We start from the raw sequence: 18,760 nt of genomic DNA, 5'->3' as shown, positions 1-18,760 counted from the left end.
AAGGAGTTAATGTACTATGAACTATAAATATACCTATGAAAGTCCATTAGGGACAATGATTATGCTTGGTACATTATCATACTTAACAGATTTATTTTTTATTGATGAAGCTCATGCACCTAGTTATGATGATGCGGAGTATATAGAGCAACTAACAGGTCCATTTGAAGTAACAATTATGTGGCTAAATCAATACTTTAATGGTAAAAAGCCCTTTATTACACCGCCTATCCAGTTAGAAGGTACAGAGTTCCGTAAATCCGTATGGTCTATATTACAGACAATTCCTTATGGTGAAACTACAACATATGGAGATATTGGTAAACAAATTGCACAGCAACAAGGTAAAGAGAAATTTTCTGCTCAAGCCGTAGGAGGGGCTGTAGGGCATAATCCAATTTCTATCATCGTTCCTTGTCACCGTGTTATTGGTAGTAATGGCCAGTTAACAGGATATGCAGGGGGCATTGAACGCAAGAAATATATGCTAGACCTAGAGTCGGAGCATAAATAAAGTAATAGTAAATATAAAACATAGATAATAATAAAAGAGATTACTTCTATGTATAGTTAGACATATATAGAAGTAATCTTTTTTTGTGTTTAGATATATTTAGTTGTAATGTAAATAGATATCGTAATAATTAGAATATGAGCAAATACAATACTTTTACAATGTACTTATTTTAAATAAATTTGTTTTCTAAGGTACCAATACCGCTTATGGAAACTGTAACAATATCTCCTGGTTTTAACCAAGAATACTTACTTTCATTTTTACCTAATACTACACCACTAGGCGTACCTGTAAAGATAATGTCACCTTCTTGGAGTGTCATATATGTTGATAAGAAGGCAATAATGTTATAAGGCTTAAAAATCATTTGTTCTAGCTTTGCTTGTTGACGTATTTCACCATTTACTGTTGTCGTAATAGTAGCACTTTCAAAGTCAAAATCATCAGGAGATACAATATTAGGACCAATAGGAGCAAAGTGATCAAGCGATTTGCCAAGGATCCATTGAGAACCTCTAAACTGTAATGTACGGGCACATACGTCGTTACCAATGGTATAGCCTAAGATATGTTCCATTGCCTTTTCAGGAGATATGTTTTTACCAGATTTACCGATGATGATAACTAATTCTCCTTCATAATCGTAATGGAAAGTTTCGTCTTCAATAGTAATTGTATCATGATTACCTGCAAGAGCATTTGATGTTTTCATAAAGATTTCTGGAAAATCATGTGTAGCTAGACTAGTTTCAGCAATATGATCAGCATAGTTAAGGCCGATACAAATGATACTTTTAGGATTAGGAATTAAAAAATTTTTATTTTCGTTCATAATAGGGACCTCTAGTAAAATAAGATAATGTATATCTGAAATTATTATAATATAAATAGGGCGGTAGCTATACTGTAAAAAACAATTTTTATATTCAACGATAGTATAGCTAGGGGCCTATTTGATAATATACATATCTATTAATATGTTACCTATATATAGATGATATATCTTAATAGATACTATATCTGTATATATAATTTATCATCTCTATAGAATCTATTGAAAATACAAGATGATAGTGATAAGATTAAGTGTATATCAATATAAATGGAGGTTATTGTTATGAGCAAGAATATCGATTGGGATAATCTCGGTTTTGGTTATGTAGAAACCGACTACCGTTATTTGACTACATATAAAGATGGTAAATGGGACGAAGGTGGTCTAATTACTGATGCTAACGTTGTCCTTAATGAATGTGCTGGTGTATTCCAATACGCTCAAACTGTTTTTGAAGGTTTGAAAGCATACTATACAAAAGATGGTCACATCGTATGCTTCCGTCCAGATTTGAATGCAGAACGTTTGAATCAATCCTGTGAACGCCTTGTAATGCCTACATTACCTGAAGGTCGTTTCCTCGAAGCTGTAAAAGAAGTTGTAAAAGCAAATAAAGACTTTGTTCCTCCATATGGTCATGGTGCAAGCCTTTATATTCGTCCTTACATGATGGGTACAAACTCCGTTATCGGTGTAAAACCTGCTGATGAATATCAATTCCGTGTGTTTACAACACCAGTAGGCCCTTACTTTAAAGGTGGTGCTAAACCAATCAAAATTCGTATTACTGATTTTGATCGTGCAGCTCCTCATGGTACTGGCCATATTAAAGCTGGTTTGAATTATGCTATGAGTTTGTATGCTATCACTGATGCTCATAATGAAGGCTATGCAGAAAATATGTATCTTGATGCGGCTACTCGTACACATGTAGAAGAAACTGGTGGTGCTAACTTCATCTTTATTACTAAAGATGGTAAATTAGTTACACCTAAATCTGATAGTATCTTGCCATCCATTACACGTCGTTCTTTGATGTATGTAGCAGAACACTACCTTGGTATGACTGTAGAACATCGTCCTGTTCATAAAGATGAATTAAAAGACTTTGCTGAAATTGGTCTTTGTGGTACAGCGGCTGTTATTTCTCCAGTAGGTCAAATCGATACTCCAGCAGGCACTATTAATGTTCCTGCTGGCATGGATGATATGGGTCCTATCACTAAAAAATTATATGACACATTACTTGGCATTCAACATGGTGAAATCGAAGCTCCTGAAGGCTGGGTAGTTAAAATTTGCTAATTATTTAACTATGCAAATATGATTTAATTATGCAAACATGAAAGTATATAAAAACGGCATCTACCGTATGATAGATGCCGTTTTTTATTCTGCTAAAGATATTAGTAAACTAATGATTTTGATTGATAAATATTCTAGCTATATTTAGTTAGCGTTTGCTCTACTATGCACTTTAGCCATAAATTTTTCGTTGTTAATGACAAAGCGTTCATGTGTACCACGACCGATAATACCAATGCCATCAGAAGCTTCGATATCGAATGTGATTTTGCGACCTTCTACGGCGCTTACAATAGCTTTTGCTGTTACTGTTGCACCAAGTGGAGTAGGGGCTTCATGGGTGATGGATAAAGCAATACCTACAGTGCCTTCACCTTCTTCTAAGTATGGTTGTACTGCTGCTTGAGCCGCTTCTTCCATTAAAGCGCACATGGCTGGTGTGGCAAAGACATCTAAAGAACCAGATTTCATTGTTTTAGCAATATTAGATTCTGTAACTGTTACAGTAGCCGTAGCTGTTTGACCTGCTGATACCATATTATACCTTCTTTCATTAAGAAAATTCTCGTTATAATAGTATTATACATCTTTCGATAATTTTTATGCTAATGTAATGATACATATTTTATAGATATATGTATACACCTCTAATGCTATATCGGTTATCAATTTTAAATATATTAAAAAAGCTATTCAAATTAAAGAAATGTAACTAGTTATAACTGTTCTATAGAATACGTGATATAATGAAGCTAGTCTTTTTTATACGAGGTATATATGAGTAAAAGAAATTTAAAACCTTCTGGTGAAGGTTGGGTACAGTTAATAGCAGGCATAGGTTTTATTGTTTTATTAATTATTATAAATATTGTAGATCCTACATTTTATCCGACCATGTGGCACTTAGCAACAAGTGGCTCTATGGAAGAGGTAGCGGAGTATATTCAAAGTTTTGGCCCTATGGCCATGTTGGTGAGTATGGTCCTCGATATTTTTGTTAACGCCGTAGGCTTTTTACCGTCAATTTTCATATCTACAGCTAATGGTTTAGTATTTGGTATGTGGCCAGGGATCATTATTTCTTGGTTGGCTGAAACAATTGGTGTAGTCATTAGCTTTTATATTATGCGTTACTTCTTACGTGATACAGCGGACAAGTTGATTGCTAAGAGTACGGTATTGATGAAAGTAGATGATTTTTCCGGTAAAAATGGTTTTGTGGTCATGTTATTTGCACGATCCTTACCGTATTTTCCATCTGGAGTCATTACCGCCTTAGGGGCCATTAGTAAAATCAAACCTAGAGATTATATATTGGCAAACTTGATTGGTAAATTTCCATCTACGGCTTTAGAAGTAGCTATTGGTACAGATATTGTAAATTTCCAAGAAAATATGGGACGATTAGGAATTATTGTTCTTGTTGCAGGTGTTGTATACTTCATTCTTTGGAAAGTATATAAGAACTATATTAATAAGAAAAATGCGGAACAAGAGCATGATCCTAATGCGTAATATAAAGTCTAATTAGGTAAGCCATTACAAAATAACTAATTAACTATAGGCTGCTTACGTTTTAATAATGTAATATTCTTAATTCTTGATGTTAGTAATATTTTCTACTTAGAAGTGTTTTCTACATAGTATATATGAAAGAGGCGATAGTATGAGCTTTTCTCTTCCTGAACGTGTAACCTTAAAAGGTCCTAATTTTATTCGTGAAGTATTTGAACGTGGTGTAGGCGTGGAAGGCTTTATTAGCTTTGGTATTGGTAATCCTGCGCCAGAAGCGATACCGGTAGAGGTCATCGAAAGGGCTTTTGATGAAGTTGTGCATTCTAATCCTATGAGCCTTTTACAATATGGTCCAATGCAAGGTGATGCACATTTAGCAGAACTTACGTTAGAACGTTTAGTACAAACTCATAAGATGAATTCGGAAGGACAAGGTCTCATTATTTCCAATGGTGCAGGTCAATTATTAGGTCTTGTACCAATTACAGTTTTAGAACCAGGCGATGAAGTGTATATGGATGAATTTACTTTCACCAGTGCTATTAACTCTGTGCGCAACATGGGCGGTAAAGCAATAGGTATTAAAACTGACGAGTACGGTATGATTCCGGGTGAGTTAGAAAAAGCGGCTCAATCTGGTAAAGGTAAATATATTTATCTAATTCCCAACTTCCAGAATCCAACAGGCATTACTATGCCTTTAGAGCGCCGTAAGGAGATTTATGCTATTGCATCTAAATATGATTTATTTATCTATGAAGATGATCCATATGGTGAAATTCGTTTCGCCGGAGAATATATTCCAACGTTCAAATCCTTCGACACAGAAGATCGTGTTCTGTATGCAGGTTCTTATTCTAAAACATTATCTGCAGGCTTGCGTGTAGGCTTCTTATTTGGCCCAACTAAAGTTATTGAAGCTATCCAAGCATTAAAAAATAATACGGCCGGTCAAATGCCATTAGTAACTCAAAAGGTGGTAGCGAAGGTTCTTGATACCATTGATTACGATGCTCATTTAGATAATGTACGAAAAGTATATAAAATGAAATGTGAAGCTTTACTTAACGCTTTTAAAAAGTATGCGAGTTCTAAAGTTCATTTGACACAACCTACAGGTGGTATGTTTGCATGGATGACGATGCCTGAGGATGTAGATTGTGATGTATTCTTTGAAACTTGTATGGACCGCAATGTTGGGATTATTAAATGTGGTGCCTTTGCAGCAGATGGAGCAGGAGCAGGTCATGCATTTCGTTTGAGCTATACGGTACCAACAGTAGAGGAAATTACAAAGGGGATGGAAATTCTCGGCGGGTTAACTAAAGAATTTTGTGGTGAGTAATATATTGATAATTTTTGATATAACGTGATACAATGTAGGCGTAGATACATTGTGTTTACCATATAAAAAAGTTTTTAATATAGATGTGAGGTATAGCCTCAAAGAAAGTAGGTGTTTACTATGGGTTGCGGTAGCAGCAGTGATTGTGGCGGATGCCCATCTCAATCTTCTGGTTGCGGTGGTGGCGCGTCTCAACAACCTCAAGATCTTACAGCTCAATTACACGAGCTTAGTTCTGTTAAACATGTAATTGGTGTAGTATCTGGCAAAGGTGGCGTAGGTAAATCCTCCGTTACCAGCTTGATGGCCATTACAATGGCGCGTAAAGGTTACAAAGTAGGTATCCTCGATGCGGATATTACAGGTCCTTCTATTCCTAAGATGTTTGGCATTAAGGAAAAGGCATATGCTGACGAAATCGGTATGTATCCTGTAAAATCTAAAGGCGGTATTGACGTTATGTCTGTTAACCTCCTTTTGGAAAACGATACAGATCCTGTTTTATGGCGTGGTCCTATTTTAGGTAATGTAGTAAAACAATTTTATACAGATGTTATTTGGAAAGACATCGATTATTTATTTGTTGATATGCCACCGGGAACAGGTGACGTAGCGATTACTGTATATCAATCCTTGAAATTGGACGGTATTATTATCGTTACATCTCCTCAAGACTTGGTATCCATGATTGTTGAAAAAGCAGTTAAAATGGCTGATTTAATGCAAGTGCCTATTATTGGTGTGGTGGAAAACTACTCTTACTTCCATTGCCCAGATAACGGTAAGGATTATCAAATTTTTGGTGAAAGCCACATCGAAGAAATCCTTCAAAAATACGGTCTATTATTGTTGAACCGTTTACCAATTGACCCAACTATTGCAAACCTTTGCGATAAAGGTGATATTGAGTCTATCGAAAAAACAAATTTAGAGGACGTATCTCTACCTGAATAGGATTCATATGATGATGAAAGCTGTGTATTTATAAATGCACAGCTTTTTATCACATCTTTTTATGGTGAATTATGTTATATTTATGGTAGGAAGATAGAATTATATCTTTAATTCTCTTACTACAGATATGCTGAACATAGTTAGTATAGATTTTTATTTTTCTTAACATGATACTATAGGGTGTATTGGCATATATTGGTTTAATTTTAATGTTTTCCTATGTAGGACGTATGTGTATGAAAAAACTATTGAACTGGATCATTCCAGCAGCCTTTGGTTTAGGTCTGTGGTTTGTTCCAACTCCAGAGGGATTAACTCCTCAGTCATGGCATTTATTTGCAATCTTTGTAGCTACTATCGTAGGCTTCATTACTCAGCCGTTACCGATTGGTGGCGTATCTATCGTTGTTATTACTGTTGCTGCATTGACAGGCACATTAAAGATTAGTGAAGGTATTTCAGGTTTTGCTAACTCTGCAATCTGGCTAATTGTAGGTGCTTTCTTATTCTCTCGTGGCTTTATTAAAACTGGTTTGGGGAAACGTATTGCTTATAATTTGATTTCTGCTTTTGGTAGTAGCTCCTTGCGTTTGGCCTATGCATTGGCTTTGTCTGATTTGATTTTAGCTCCCGCAACACCATCTAACACAGCTCGTGTAGGCGGTGTAATCATGCCAATTACAACTAGCTTAGCAAAAGCTTTCGGTTCTGAACCACAAGATGGACCTCGTAAAATTGGTTCTTTCTTGATGCAATCAATTTACCAAGTAAATACGATTACATCTGCGATGTTCCAAACATCCATGGCTGGTAATACATTGGTTGCAGCATTAGCGCTTCAATCTTTTGGTATTGGTATTACATGGGGCGACTGGGCTATGGCAGCTATCGTACCTGGTATTATTGCATTGATTATTATGCCGTATTTCATTTATAAAGTATATCCACCGGAAATCAAAGATGCTCGTGAAGCTCAACAAATGATTCGTGAAGAGTTAAAAGGTCTTGGCAAGATTTCTTTCCAAGAATGGGTAATGCTTGGCGTATTTATTTTAGCATTAGTATTGTGGGCTACGTCTCAATTTACAAAACTTGATGCTACAACTGTTGCATTCTTAGGTATTTCTATTTTACTTGCTACAGGCGTTCTAATTTGGGACGATGTTAAGAGTGAAAAGGGTGCTTGGGATACATTGGTTTGGATGGGTACATTGATGGGCTTTGCCGGATTCCTTTCCAAATTGGGCTTTATCAAATGGGCTACAGTTCAAGTGGGTGGTTATATTCCAGAAGGCTCTTGGGTAATTGCCTTTGTTGTAGCTGTTCTTGTTAATACATATGCTCACTATGTATTTGCATCCTTAACAGCGCATATTTCTGCGATGTTCGTAGCATTCTCTGCAATCGCTATTTCTGCAGGTGCCCCACCTATGTTGACATTGTTGATGATTGCATTCACATCTAACTTGTGTATGTCTTTGACTCACTATGCAGCAGGTCCATCTCCAGTAATCTTTAATACTGGTTATGTTCCTCAAAATATATGGTGGAAACTTGGTTTCTTCACATCTGTAATCAACTTAATTATCTTCATGGGTCTTGGCTCTGTATGGATGAAGTTGATTGGTATGTGGTAAAATTTAGTACTGACAATTTTATAGGATTGTAATGGCATGTACTTTAAACCTATTAGACTTAGTGTACTATGCATTTACATCGTATATAAAAAGCCGTCCCGATAGGGGCGGCTTTTTGTGATAAAATATGAGTAGTTAATAGATAATTAATGTAAATATTGTAAAATAATATACATAATAAATTATTCAAGCTAATTGTACAAATTTTATATGATTTGTGCATAGGAGGGACCTATGAAGTTTGATAATGAACAATTATTAAAGTATATTGGCGCTTGTACATCTCCGTATCACACAGTAGATACAAGTTTACAAATGCTATTGGACTCAGGATTTACAGAGCTCAGTTTAGAAGATGAGTGGCAGTTAGACTCTGGTTCTTATGTAGTTAACGTGTTCGGCACCACCTTATTTGCCTTTCATATAGGGAAGAAACCAGAACATACATTACGTATTGCGTCGGCTCATACAGATTTTCCTGCTATTCGTGTTAAACCAAACCCTATAACCTCTATGAAAGGATACACAAAGTTAAATGTAGAAATGTATGGCGGTCTTATAGAAAATACATGGCTTGATCGTCCATTAGGTGCAGCAGGTACGGTTGTGTTAAAAGGAAAAAATGCCTTTGACGTAGATTCTGTTCTAGTCGATACAAAACGGCCTATCGCTATTGTTCCAAACCTAGCTATTCATATGAATCGCTCTGTTAATGATGGGGTTAAACTAAATCGTCAAAAAGAAATGCTTCCTATATTGATGATGGAACGTAATAATGAAGATAATCCTACAAAACCTTTAAATAATAGAAATAATCCAAGTTTATTTTCAGAATCAGATACTCAATACGATGAGTGGACAAAGTTTTTAGCTGATGAAGTAGATTGCGATCCTTCCGAAATATTATCTTATGAAATGACTTTATATCCTACGGAACAAGGCTGTGTACTCGGTACGGAAGGTGATTTCATTAGCTCACCTCGTTTAGATAATTTAACATCTTGCTTTAGTGTATTATCTGGTATTATTCAAGCCAAAAAAATGAATGTTAATGGTGTTCGCTGTGCTATACTCTTTGATAACGAAGAGGTGGGCAGTCGTACGAAACAAGGTGGGGCTGGCATGATATTACCAAATCTCGTTAAACGCGTGTATGACGCATTAGGATATTCTAATCAAGAGATGGACAGCTTTATCTCTAAAGGCTTTATGATTTCCTCCGATGTAGCACACGGATTACACCCAAACTATCCAGAGAAAAATGACATTACGAATATTCCTGTACTTAATAAAGGGCTATCCCTTAAGATTGCATGTAGCCAATCTTACGCTGGGGATGCTAAGGCCATTGCTATCGTTAAAGGCCTTTGTGAAGAAGCGGATGCACAGTATCAGATTTATGTAAATCGTTCGGATATTCCAGGTGGATCTACAGTAGGTTCCATTTCATCAGCTATGTTACCAATGCGTACTATTGATGTAGGCTTGCCTCTTTTAGCAATGCATTCAGCTAGAGAATTGATGGGGGCAGCTGATCAAGAGCAATTAAATCGATTAATGAATCATTTTCTAGGTGGTAAGTAATATAAAATGGAATTTATTCGATGTGCATTATTGAAAGACATATGATTTTTTGTAATGAACAGTAAAAAATATATTTTATACTTTCATAATTGGTATAATCCTTTAAATATAATGAAAATATTGTATAATAAGTATATATTATTATGAATATAAAACCTCATCATAAATTTTGATGAGGCTTTCCTCAATATTGATTTATCTATAAGTATAGGAAATATTCATATATTAATAAAAATGAAAGCTGATAGTTCACATTTGTGGAAGCTAGTAGGAGGCAATACATGAGAAAAATTAAATCCGTATTGGTTGCCAACCGTGGAGAAATTGCGATCCGCGTGTTCCGTGCATGTAATGAAATGGGAATTAAAACTGTAGCCATTTACTCTAAAGAGGATACATTATCCTTGCACCGTAACCAAGCCGATGAAGCCTATCTCGTAGGGGAAGGTAAAAAACCAGTTGACGCATATCTTGATATTGAAGATATCATCCGTATTGCAAAAGAACATGACATCGATGCTATCCATCCAGGTTATGGCTTCTTATCTGAAAATGAAGGCTTTGCTCGTCGTTGTGAAGAAGAAGGAATTATCTTTATTGGGCCTAAAATCAAGCATTTGAATATGTTTGGTGATAAAGTAAATGCTCGTGAGCAAGCTAAATTAGCAAAAATTCCGATGATCCCAGGTTCTGATGGGGCTTTAAAAGATTATGCTCAACTAGAAGAATTTGCTGATACACATGGTTTTCCATTGATGATTAAAGCCGTTAATGGCGGCGGCGGTCGTGGTATGCGTGAAGTTCATCATAAAGAAGATCTTCGAGATGCATATGATCGTGCTAAATCTGAAGCGAAAGCTGCGTTTGGCGATGATGATGTATATGTAGAAAAACTTATCGTAGAGCCTAAACATATTGAAGTTCAAATCTTAGGTGATGAACATGGCAATGTAGTTCATTTGCATGAACGTGATTGCTCTGTTCAACGTCGTCACCAAAAAGTAGTTGAAATGGCGCCAGCCTTTGCGTTATCATTAGAAACTCGTAAAGCTGTATGTGATGCTGCCGTTAAAATCATGAAAAATGTTGGCTACGTGAATGCAGGTACTGTAGAATTTTTGGTAACTGCTGATGGTAGCTTCTACTTTATCGAAGTTAATCCACGTATTCAAGTAGAGCATACTGTAACAGAAATGATTACAGATATTGACATTGTTCATGCTCAAATTAGAATCGCTGAAGGCTTTAGTTTACATAGCCCTGAAGTAGGTATTCCTGAGCAGGATAAAATTCCTTGTAAAGGCACTGCTATCCAATGTCGTATTACCACAGAAGATCCTAAAAACAACTTTATGCCTGATACCGGTAAAATCTTAGCGTACCGTAGCTCTGGTGGTTTTGGTATCCGTCTTGATTCTGGTAATGCTTTTACAGGTGCCGTTGTAACACCTTACTATGACTCCTTGCTTGTGAAAGCGACAGCATTTGGTCCTAACAACGAAGAAACTATTCGTAAAATGCTTCGTTGCTTAAAAGAGTTCCGTATTCGCGGTGTAAAAACAAATATTCACTTCTTGATTAATGTATTGGAACATCCTGAATTCCAAAGTGGTTCTTACAATGTAAACTTCATTGAAGAACATCCTGAATTATTCGAATTGAAACCAGATCGTGACCGTGGTACTAAATTATTACGTTACATTGCTGATGTTACAATTAATGGCTATTCTGGTGCAGGGGCTCAAGAGGTTCCTGACTTTGAACCGATTCAAATGCCATCTACTTTGGATGTAAGTCCAGCATCTGGTACAAAACAAAAATTTGATGAACTTGGACCAGATAAATTCAGTAAATGGTTATCGGAACAAAAACAAGTATTCTTCACTGATACCACTTGGCGTGATGCCCATCAATCCTTGTTTGCTACACGTCTTCGTACAATCGATATGGCTCGCGTAGCTGGTCATGCTGCAAAAGGTGTACCTAACTTATTCTCCTTAGAATGTTGGGGGGGTGCTACTTTTGACGTATCATACCGATTCTTACATGAAGATCCGTGGGAGCGTTTGCGCATGTTCCGTCGTGAAGTGCCAAATACATTGCTTCAAATGCTTCTTCGTGGTGCAAATGCCGTAGGTTACACATCGTATCCAGACAACGTAGTTCGTCAATTCATTCAACGGGCTGCTGCTAATGGTATTGATGTATTCCGCGTATTTGATAGCTTGAATAGTCTTGATAATATGCATGTTGCTATCGATGAAGTGCGTGCACAAAATAAAATAGCTGAAGTTGCATTGTGCTATACTGGCGATATCCTTGATGGTGCTCGTACAAAATACAACTTGGTCTATTATGTAAATATGGCAAAAGAGCTTGAAAAAGCTGGTGCCAATATTATTGCCATTAAAGATATGGCCGGCCTTTTAAAACCACAAGCTTCTTATAACTTGGTATCTGCCTTGAAAGATGCTGTCTCTGTTCCAATTCACTTGCATACTCATGAAGGCTCCGGTAACTCTATCTATACATATGGCCGCGCTGTAGATGCTGGTGTTGATGTAATCGACTTAGCATACTCAGCATTTGCTAATGGTACTTCTCAACCTAGCATGAATTCCATGTACTATGCATTGTCTGGTCATGAACGTCAACCAGAAATGAACATTGATTACATGGAAGAAATGTCTCATTATTTTGGTAGTATCAGACCATATTACAAAGGTGTAGATAAAGCAGAAGCATATCCTAATACTGAAGTATATCAACATGAAATGCCAGGTGGACAATACTCTAACTTGCAACAACAAGCTAAAATGGTAGGGCTTGGTGATCGTTGGACAGATATTAAGAAAATGTACCACCAAGTAAACATGATGTTTGGTGATATCATTAAAGTTACACCATCCTCTAAAGTGGTAGGGGATATGACATTGTACATGGTACAAAACAACTTAACTGAAAAAGATATCTACGAAAAAGGCGATGTATTGGATTTCCCTCAATCCGTAGTTGAATTCTTTGAAGGACGTCTTGGTACTCCATATCAAGGCTTCCCTGAAAAATTACAAAAAATCATCTTGAAAGGTGCTCGCCCAATCACAGTTCGCCCTGGTGCTGTATTACCTCCAACAGATTTTGAACATATTCGTCATGAATTAAGCGAAATGGGAGCCCAAACAACTGATGAAGATATTAGTGCATATTGCTTGTATCCTAAGGTTTACCAAGATTACAATAAATTTGTAAAAGACTTTGGTGATGTATCTGTATTAGATACTCCAACATTCTTCTTTGGTATGAAACGGGGCGAAGAAATTCAAGTAACCATTGAAAAAGGTAAAACACTGATTATCAAGATGAATGGTTTCTCTGAACCTGATGAAGATGGTAATCGCATCGTATTGTTCGAGTTTAATGGTCAACCTCGTAGCATTAAGGTTCATGATAAACATGCTAAGACAACTGGTGTTGTTCGTCGCAAAGCGGATGAATCTAACCCTGGTGAAATTGGTGCTACATTGTCTGGTTCCGTTGTTAAGATCCTTATTAAGAATGGTCAATCTGTAACTAAAGGTGAACCATTGATCGTTACAGAAGCAATGAAAATGGAAACAACAATTACAGCTCCTATCGACGGTATCGTAGAAGAAATCCTTGTACGTGAAGGTAGCCGTATCGAATCTGGTGACTGCTTGCTTCGTATTGAAGATGCTTTAAAACGATAAGCTAACAATCATTTAAAATTAAAAATATTATTTCTCAAATATTTCATAAAATGAAAAATTGAAGAATAATGGAAGAATCCCTAGGAAATCCTAGGGATTCTTTGTATTTTCAAGGGTTTCATGGTACTATATAATATAGAGAAAATGGGCGTATTATGCGTTATTTTAGAATGATTAGTAGAAAAGGAGTAGTAACAGATGAGATGTCCTTATTGCCAACACACAGACACGAAGGTAACAGACTCTAGAACGACTGATGAAGGTAATAGTATTCGCCGTCGCCGTGAATGTATCAATTGTGGCCGTCGCTTTACTACCTATGAAATTATAGAAGAAGTACCACTTATGGTATTGAAGAAAAATGGACGACGTGAATTATTTGACCGCGGTAAGCTACTGAATGGGTTATTGCGCTCTTGTGATAAGCGTACAGTTCCTATGTCTGTGATGGAGCAAGTAGTTAATGATGTAGAGCGTGATATTCGGAATGAAATTAACCAAGAGGTTACAACTGATCGCATTGGTGAGCTCGTGTTACAACAACTGAAAGACATAGATCAAGTTGCATATGTTCGTTTTGCTAGTGTATATCGTAAGTTTGATAATATTGATAGCTTTATGGAAGAGTTAAAAGCTCTGAAGAAGTTAGACGCTAAAAAGCCGAAACGCAAACCTGTCGTAGAAGAATAATTGATTCTGTATTACTGATTGGTTATACATGGTTTTGAAATTAGCAATGTGTGAGGCTTTATGATAGATTTACATTGTGATACGATGATGCAATTGCTAGATCATCCTGATAGTGGTGATTTATATCGCAATACTTGGAAAATAGATATAGAAAAATTACAAAAGGCTCATAGCAAGATACAAGACTTTGCACTCTTTATTAATATGGGTGAGACGAATGACCCTTATGGCCGCTATGAAGAGATGCGTAATTTGTGTGTATCACAAATTCATCACTATGGAGAGCACATACAACATGTGCTCTCTTATCAAGATGTAGAGTCTGTATACAAGACTGGTAAGATTGGGGCACTTATGTCTATTGAGGAAGGTGGCGTACTAGGTGGCGATTTAAATAAACTTAAACAAGCTTACCAAGATGGAGTCAGACTTATAACGCTAACATGGAACTATCCAAATGGACTTGGCGAGCCACATTGTGGTGAGCAACATAAGAAATTAACATCTAAAGGTGTTGAATTTGTAGAAGCTATGCAAGAGTTAGGGATAATTGTTGATTGCTCTCATCTTAACGATGCTGGTACAGAGCAACTAGGAGATATTTTAGATGTTCCTTTTATAGCATCTCATTCAAATGCACGGGAATTACGGTCTCATACGCGAAATTTGCCAGATAATCTTATTAGACTTATCGCTAATAAGGGAGGTATTATAGGACTTAATTTTGCACAGAATTTTCTCGGCACATCGCCAATTAGTCGCATTGAAGATATTGTTAAACATGGTCTATATCTCATCGACAAGGGCGGTGAAGATGTAGTGGCATTAGGAACTGATTTTGATGGGATTCCACCCGACACAGAGATTGCAGATATGTCTCAAATGAGTCGTCTTTATGATGCATTTAAAGAGGCAGGCTTATCTGTGGAACAGTGTGAAAAGTTATTCTGGAAAAATGCAGATAGACTACTAAAGGAGATTTTATAATGACTGATTTAAATCCAATCATTGCAGATCGTTTTACAGAGCATCTTGAAGTGTTTGGTAAAACGATGGAACATATGGATACCATTCAAGAAATCGGATATCGCTGTAAAGCGGCTTTAGAAAATGGTAATAAAATTTTGTTCTGTGGTAATGGTGGCTCTGCGGCGGACTCTCAACATTTAGCAGCTGAATTGATTTGTCGCTTTAAAAAGGAACGGCGCTCTCTTGTAGGCATTGCATTAACTACTGATACATCCGCATTAACAGCTATTGCGAATGACTATGATTTTGAATCTGTTTTTGCACGTCAAGTAGAGGGCTTAGGCCGTACAGGTGATGTTCTCATCGGTATTTCTACTTCTGGTAACTCCAAGAATGTTGTAAAAGCTGCAGAAATGGCCCGTTCTATTGGTATGCATACCATTGCTTTCACCGGTGAAGGGGGCGGCAAACTAGCCGAACTATGTGATATTACGCTGGCTATTCCCAGTAATGTGACAGCGCGCATTCAAGAAATGCATATCTTAGCTGGCCACATTATATGCGAAATTATTGAAGAAGATTATTAACCGATAGGTTTTTACTTATAGATACACATTGTTTCAATTATAAATTTATTTAAATTAGGAACATATGTAATTTTGATAAGGAATAGGTGGATTATGATAAATACTACCATTAATCAGTTTTTAACAAAGCAACTGCCAAACTTGAAGATTGCCGTTGTAGGCGATGTAATGGTAGATCGTTATGTTTTTGGTGATGTAAGTCGTATTTCTCCAGAAGCACCGGTTCCTGTAAACCGCGTGTCCAAGATGAAAGAGGTCCTTGGTGGAGCTGGTAATGTTGCATCTAATCTGTCTAATTTAGACTGTAAAGTATATCTTGGTGCACTAGCAGGTAATGACGACCATGGCCATTTATTAAAAAATTTACTTGATACTGATAAAATCGATACGACTGGTTTAATCACTAGTGATGACCGCTCTACTATTACTAAGATGCGCATATTAGGTGATCGTCAACAGATGATGCGCCTTGATTTTGAAACGATTACAAATTTAACCAATCAAGAAGAGCAACAATTGTCTGTTTGGTTGGAAAATCTATGTAAAGCGGGGATTGATGGTATTGTCGTATCTGACTATGGTAAAGGCGTTTGTACACCTACCTTATTGAAGACAATCTTTGGTTTGGCTAAGGAATATAGTGTGCAAACTATCGTAGATCCTAAGGGGGCAGACTGGTCTAAATACAATGGTGCTACATGTATTACACCGAATGTGAAAGAACTCGGTGAATGTGTAGGCCGTACATTAGAAAATGATGATGCTACTATTGTAGAGGCTGCTAAGTCTGTACTTGCTACTGTAGATTTAGACTATATTGTGGCTACTCGATCTGCTAAGGGTATTACGGTTATTGCAAAGGATGGCCGTACATGGCATAATCCTGCTACTCAACAAGAGGTATTCGATGTGAGTGGTGCTGGAGATACCGTTGTATCCATGATGATGACCTGTCTTGCAAGTGGTCTATCGATGCGTTTAGCCTTGCATATCGCTAATGGTGCAGCGGGTATCGTAGTATCTAAGGTTGGTACGTATCCAATACATCGTTCTGAGTTATTAGACTTATGGCATTCCTATAAACATAGTATTCAATCTAAGCCATTATATACGAAGGAAGAGATGAAAGAACTCGTTTCACAATGGCAAAGCAAAGGTGAAACTGTAGTGTTTACAAATGGTTGTTTTGACATTCTTCACCGTGGACATATCACGTATTTACAAGAAGCTGCGCAGCTAGGTGATCATTTAATCATTGGATTAAATTCTGATGCATCTGTTCGACGTTTAAAAGGGGAAATACGGCCCATCGTAAGTGAAGCGGATAGAGCGGCCTTGTTGAGTGCGTTGCAATGTATTGACGGTGTAGTACTATTTGAAGAGGATACACCGGCTGAATTACTAGCGTACTTACGTCCCAATACTCTTGTTAAGGGCGGAGATTACAAAATAGAAGATATTATTGGACGCGAGTCCGTTGACAATGTAGAGGTTCTTTCATTTAAAGAAGGTTACTCTACATCAGATATTGTAGGGAAAATAGCTACTATGGCTAAGGAGGGCAAATTATGATTATCGTAACAGGTGGTGCTGGTTTTATTGGCAGTAATATTGTGAAAGCACTGAATGATCGTGGTCGTACAGATATTCTCATCGTAGATGATCTTACAGATGGTCGTAAGATTCGCAATATTCAAAATCTAGAATTTCTAGATTACATCGATTGTGATGATTTTGATTGTGCTATTGCTGATGGTACATTCGACGTTGGCCCTATTGAAGTCGTATTCCATGAAGGTGCTTGTGCAGACACAATGGAATATAATGGTAAATACATGATGAAGAACAACTATGAAGGTTCTAAAAATCTATTCCATTATTGCCAAGATCGTCGTATTCCATTCATCTATGCCTCCTCTGCATCTACCTATGGTAATGGTACATATGGTTTCGTAGAAAAAACGGAAGCTGAAGAAGCACTTAACCCATATGCGTATTCTAAATTGTTATTCGACCGTTATGTACGCAAATATGAAGGTGAATATACTGCGCAAGTTGTTGGGCTACGTTACTTTAATGTATATGGTCCTAATGAAGCCCATAAAGATAAAATGGCTTCTTTAGTACGTCAAATGTTCTACAAAAATAAAGAAACAGGTATTATTAATCTCTTTGAAGGTACAGATGGCTACGAAGATGGTGGTCAAACACGTGACTTTATCTATGTAAAAGACGTAGTTAATGTAAACTTCTATTTCTGGGAGCATCCTGAAATCTCTGGTACTTTTAACTGTGGTACAGGTAATGCTCATAGCTTTAACCAATTCATGCAAGCTGTTATCGACTACAATGGTCAAGGCAAAATTGAATATGTGCCATTCCCAGAGGTGTTAAAGGGTAAATACCAAAGCTTTACAGAGGCTGATACTACTAAATTGTTAGCCGCTGGCTATGACAAAGGGTTCCATAAAATGGAAGATGCCGTTAAAGAATATTGTGAACTATTAGATAATAATGAAGGGTATTTACGCTAATGCGCAAGGTATTATTTTTAGATCGCGATGGTGTTATTAATAAGGATGTTAGTTATCTATACAAAATCAGCGATTTAGAGTGGGTAGATGGTGCAAAAGAGGCCCTTGCTTATGCTCATAGTAAGGGCTATGATCTCATTGTCGTGACAAATCAGAGTGGTGTAGCTCGTGGTTATTATAAAGAATCTGATGTTCAGATTTTACATGACTATATGGCTCATGAACTAGATCGCAGTGGAGCACCGATTTTACATTTCTATTATTGCCCACATCATAAAGAAGGTATTGTTCCTCTCTATGCAGTAGAATGTGAATGTAGAAAGCCTAAACCTGGCATGATTAAGCAAGCTATTAAGGATTATGATGTAAATATATCAAATAGTTTTCTTATCGGTGATAGTCAGCGTGATGTTGATGCAGCTGAGGCTGCTGGCATTAAGGGGTACTTATTTAAAGGCTCTAATCTATTGGATTTCATTAAAACAATAATTTAATCATTTATTCCATTTAGTTTATTTCGGAAGAATATATTTGGGTTTGTTGTGTTGTATTTGGGGAGG

16 protein-coding genes are annotated in these 18,760 nt (G+C 36.8%); 14 read left to right on the top strand and 2 right to left on the bottom strand.

From position 1 onward, the window contains the following. Window positions 1–16 precede the first annotated feature (16 nt). On the top strand, window positions 17–514 hold the full coding sequence (locus tag NE668_RS03560; RefSeq protein ID WP_195394927.1) for a methylated-DNA--[protein]-cysteine S-methyltransferase: 498 nt from the start codon (window positions 17–19) through the stop codon (window positions 512–514). Between the two features lie 172 nt (window positions 515–686). On the opposite strand, the gene NE668_RS03555 is transcribed toward NE668_RS03560, so the two are convergent. Continuing rightward, window positions 687–1,349 (bottom strand): fumarylacetoacetate hydrolase family protein, encoded by a 663-nt coding sequence (locus NE668_RS03555; RefSeq protein ID WP_004693512.1) that lies wholly within the window; start codon window positions 1,347–1,349, stop codon window positions 687–689. A gap of 285 nt (window positions 1,350–1,634) precedes the next feature. Here NE668_RS03555 and NE668_RS03550 point away from each other — a divergent pair, with 285 nt between their 5' ends. Next, window positions 1,635–2,657 carry a branched-chain amino acid aminotransferase gene (locus NE668_RS03550; RefSeq protein ID WP_227036853.1) on the top strand — a complete coding sequence of 341 codons (1,023 nt, stop codon included), beginning with the start codon at window positions 1,635–1,637 and terminating at the stop codon, window positions 2,655–2,657. A 144-nt stretch (window positions 2,658–2,801) separates the two neighbouring features. Here the strand turns inward: NE668_RS03550 and NE668_RS03545 are convergent, their stop codons facing one another. Beyond that, the gene (locus tag NE668_RS03545) at window positions 2,802–3,194 is read right to left on the bottom strand and encodes a thioesterase family protein (protein WP_004692969.1); all 393 of its coding nucleotides are present in this window, start codon (window positions 3,192–3,194) and stop codon (window positions 2,802–2,804) included. A 240-nt stretch (window positions 3,195–3,434) separates the two neighbouring features. Between NE668_RS03545 and NE668_RS03540 the strand changes: the two genes are divergently transcribed. The 12 genes from NE668_RS03540 (at window position 3,435) to NE668_RS03485 (ending at window position 18,694) form a co-directional block, all read left to right on the top strand. Further along, a complete protein-coding gene (locus NE668_RS03540) occupies window positions 3,435–4,172 on the top strand; it encodes a TVP38/TMEM64 family protein (protein WP_004692970.1) in 738 nt (245 codons plus the stop codon). 151 nt (window positions 4,173–4,323) lie between these two features. Beyond that, window positions 4,324–5,517: an aminotransferase-like domain-containing protein gene (locus NE668_RS03535; RefSeq protein ID WP_008600722.1), complete on the top strand. Its 1,194-nt coding sequence runs from the start codon at window positions 4,324–4,326 to the stop codon at window positions 5,515–5,517. Between the two features lie 120 nt (window positions 5,518–5,637). After that, entirely contained in the window at window positions 5,638–6,471 is an 834-nt protein-coding gene (locus NE668_RS03530; protein WP_004697392.1) for an Mrp/NBP35 family ATP-binding protein, read from the top strand. A 236-nt stretch (window positions 6,472–6,707) separates the two neighbouring features. Next, window positions 6,708–8,108: an anion permease gene (locus NE668_RS03525; protein ID WP_008600725.1), complete on the top strand. Its 1,401-nt coding sequence runs from the start codon at window positions 6,708–6,710 to the stop codon at window positions 8,106–8,108. A gap of 234 nt (window positions 8,109–8,342) precedes the next feature. After that, a complete protein-coding gene (locus NE668_RS03520) occupies window positions 8,343–9,692 on the top strand; it encodes a M18 family aminopeptidase (RefSeq protein WP_008600727.1) in 1,350 nt (449 codons plus the stop codon). Between the two features lie 281 nt (window positions 9,693–9,973). Continuing rightward, on the top strand, window positions 9,974–13,420 hold the full coding sequence (locus NE668_RS03515) for a pyruvate carboxylase (RefSeq protein ID WP_195395141.1): 3,447 nt from the start codon (window positions 9,974–9,976) through the stop codon (window positions 13,418–13,420). 198 nt (window positions 13,421–13,618) lie between these two features. Next, window positions 13,619–14,110: a transcriptional regulator NrdR gene (gene nrdR / locus NE668_RS03510; protein WP_004692976.1), complete on the top strand. Its 492-nt coding sequence runs from the start codon at window positions 13,619–13,621 to the stop codon at window positions 14,108–14,110. A gap of 60 nt (window positions 14,111–14,170) precedes the next feature. Further along, window positions 14,171–15,097, top strand: a complete 927-nt coding sequence (locus NE668_RS03505; protein WP_060918810.1) for a dipeptidase — start codon at window positions 14,171–14,173, stop codon at window positions 15,095–15,097. Next, on the top strand, window positions 15,097–15,666 hold the full coding sequence (gene gmhA / locus NE668_RS03500; protein ID WP_060918811.1) for a D-sedoheptulose 7-phosphate isomerase: 570 nt from the start codon (window positions 15,097–15,099) through the stop codon (window positions 15,664–15,666). Before NE668_RS03505 ends, gmhA begins: the two co-directional genes overlap by 1 nt. 93 nt (window positions 15,667–15,759) lie before the next feature. Continuing rightward, on the top strand, window positions 15,760–17,238 hold the full coding sequence (gene rfaE1, locus NE668_RS03495) for a D-glycero-beta-D-manno-heptose-7-phosphate kinase (protein ID WP_060918812.1): 1,479 nt from the start codon (window positions 15,760–15,762) through the stop codon (window positions 17,236–17,238). Continuing rightward, the gene (rfaD, locus tag NE668_RS03490) at window positions 17,235–18,200 is read left to right on the top strand and encodes an ADP-glyceromanno-heptose 6-epimerase (protein ID WP_060918813.1); all 966 of its coding nucleotides are present in this window, start codon (window positions 17,235–17,237) and stop codon (window positions 18,198–18,200) included. The genes rfaE1 and rfaD overlap by 4 nt, the downstream gene beginning before the upstream one ends. Then, on the top strand, window positions 18,200–18,694 hold the full coding sequence (locus tag NE668_RS03485) for a D-glycero-alpha-D-manno-heptose-1,7-bisphosphate 7-phosphatase (protein ID WP_008713775.1): 495 nt from the start codon (window positions 18,200–18,202) through the stop codon (window positions 18,692–18,694). The genes rfaD and NE668_RS03485 overlap by 1 nt, the downstream gene beginning before the upstream one ends. Window positions 18,695–18,760 lie beyond the last annotated feature (66 nt).

This window comes from Veillonella parvula, assembly GCF_024461875.1.
GTDB classification, from domain to species: Bacteria; Bacillota; Negativicutes; order Veillonellales; family Veillonellaceae; genus Veillonella; species Veillonella parvula_I.
This window is presented reverse-complemented; position numbering and strand designations above follow the sequence as displayed.

What these genes read in the sequence shown, in the direction of transcription:
- NE668_RS03520 (WP_008600727.1), top strand. Translation starts at nt 8,343, where the DNA reads ATGAAGTTTGATAATGAACAATTATTAAAGTATATTGGCGCTTGTACA.
- NE668_RS03515 (WP_195395141.1), top strand. Translation starts at nt 9,974, where the DNA reads ATGAGAAAAATTAAATCCGTATTGGTTGCCAACCGTGGAGAAATTGCG.
- gmhA (WP_060918811.1), top strand. Translation starts at nt 15,097, where the DNA reads ATGACTGATTTAAATCCAATCATTGCAGATCGTTTTACAGAGCATCTT.
- NE668_RS03535 (WP_008600722.1), top strand. Translation starts at nt 4,324, where the DNA reads ATGAGCTTTTCTCTTCCTGAACGTGTAACCTTAAAAGGTCCTAATTTT.
- NE668_RS03505 (WP_060918810.1), top strand. Translation starts at nt 14,171, where the DNA reads ATGATAGATTTACATTGTGATACGATGATGCAATTGCTAGATCATCCT.
- NE668_RS03485 (WP_008713775.1), top strand. Translation starts at nt 18,200, where the DNA reads ATGCGCAAGGTATTATTTTTAGATCGCGATGGTGTTATTAATAAGGAT.
- NE668_RS03525 (WP_008600725.1), top strand. Translation starts at nt 6,708, where the DNA reads ATGAAAAAACTATTGAACTGGATCATTCCAGCAGCCTTTGGTTTAGGT.
- rfaE1 (WP_060918812.1), top strand. Translation starts at nt 15,760, where the DNA reads ATGATAAATACTACCATTAATCAGTTTTTAACAAAGCAACTGCCAAAC.
- nrdR (WP_004692976.1), top strand. Translation starts at nt 13,619, where the DNA reads ATGAGATGTCCTTATTGCCAACACACAGACACGAAGGTAACAGACTCT.
- NE668_RS03550 (WP_227036853.1), top strand. Translation starts at nt 1,635, where the DNA reads ATGAGCAAGAATATCGATTGGGATAATCTCGGTTTTGGTTATGTAGAA.
- rfaD (WP_060918813.1), top strand. Translation starts at nt 17,235, where the DNA reads ATGATTATCGTAACAGGTGGTGCTGGTTTTATTGGCAGTAATATTGTG.
- NE668_RS03555 (WP_004693512.1), bottom strand. Translation starts at nt 1,349, where the DNA reads ATGAACGAAAATAAAAATTTTTTAATTCCTAATCCTAAAAGTATCATT.
- NE668_RS03560 (WP_195394927.1), top strand. Translation starts at nt 17, where the DNA reads ATGAACTATAAATATACCTATGAAAGTCCATTAGGGACAATGATTATG.
- NE668_RS03540 (WP_004692970.1), top strand. Translation starts at nt 3,435, where the DNA reads ATGAGTAAAAGAAATTTAAAACCTTCTGGTGAAGGTTGGGTACAGTTA.
- NE668_RS03530 (WP_004697392.1), top strand. Translation starts at nt 5,638, where the DNA reads ATGGGTTGCGGTAGCAGCAGTGATTGTGGCGGATGCCCATCTCAATCT.
- NE668_RS03545 (WP_004692969.1), bottom strand. Translation starts at nt 3,194, where the DNA reads ATGGTATCAGCAGGTCAAACAGCTACGGCTACTGTAACAGTTACAGAA.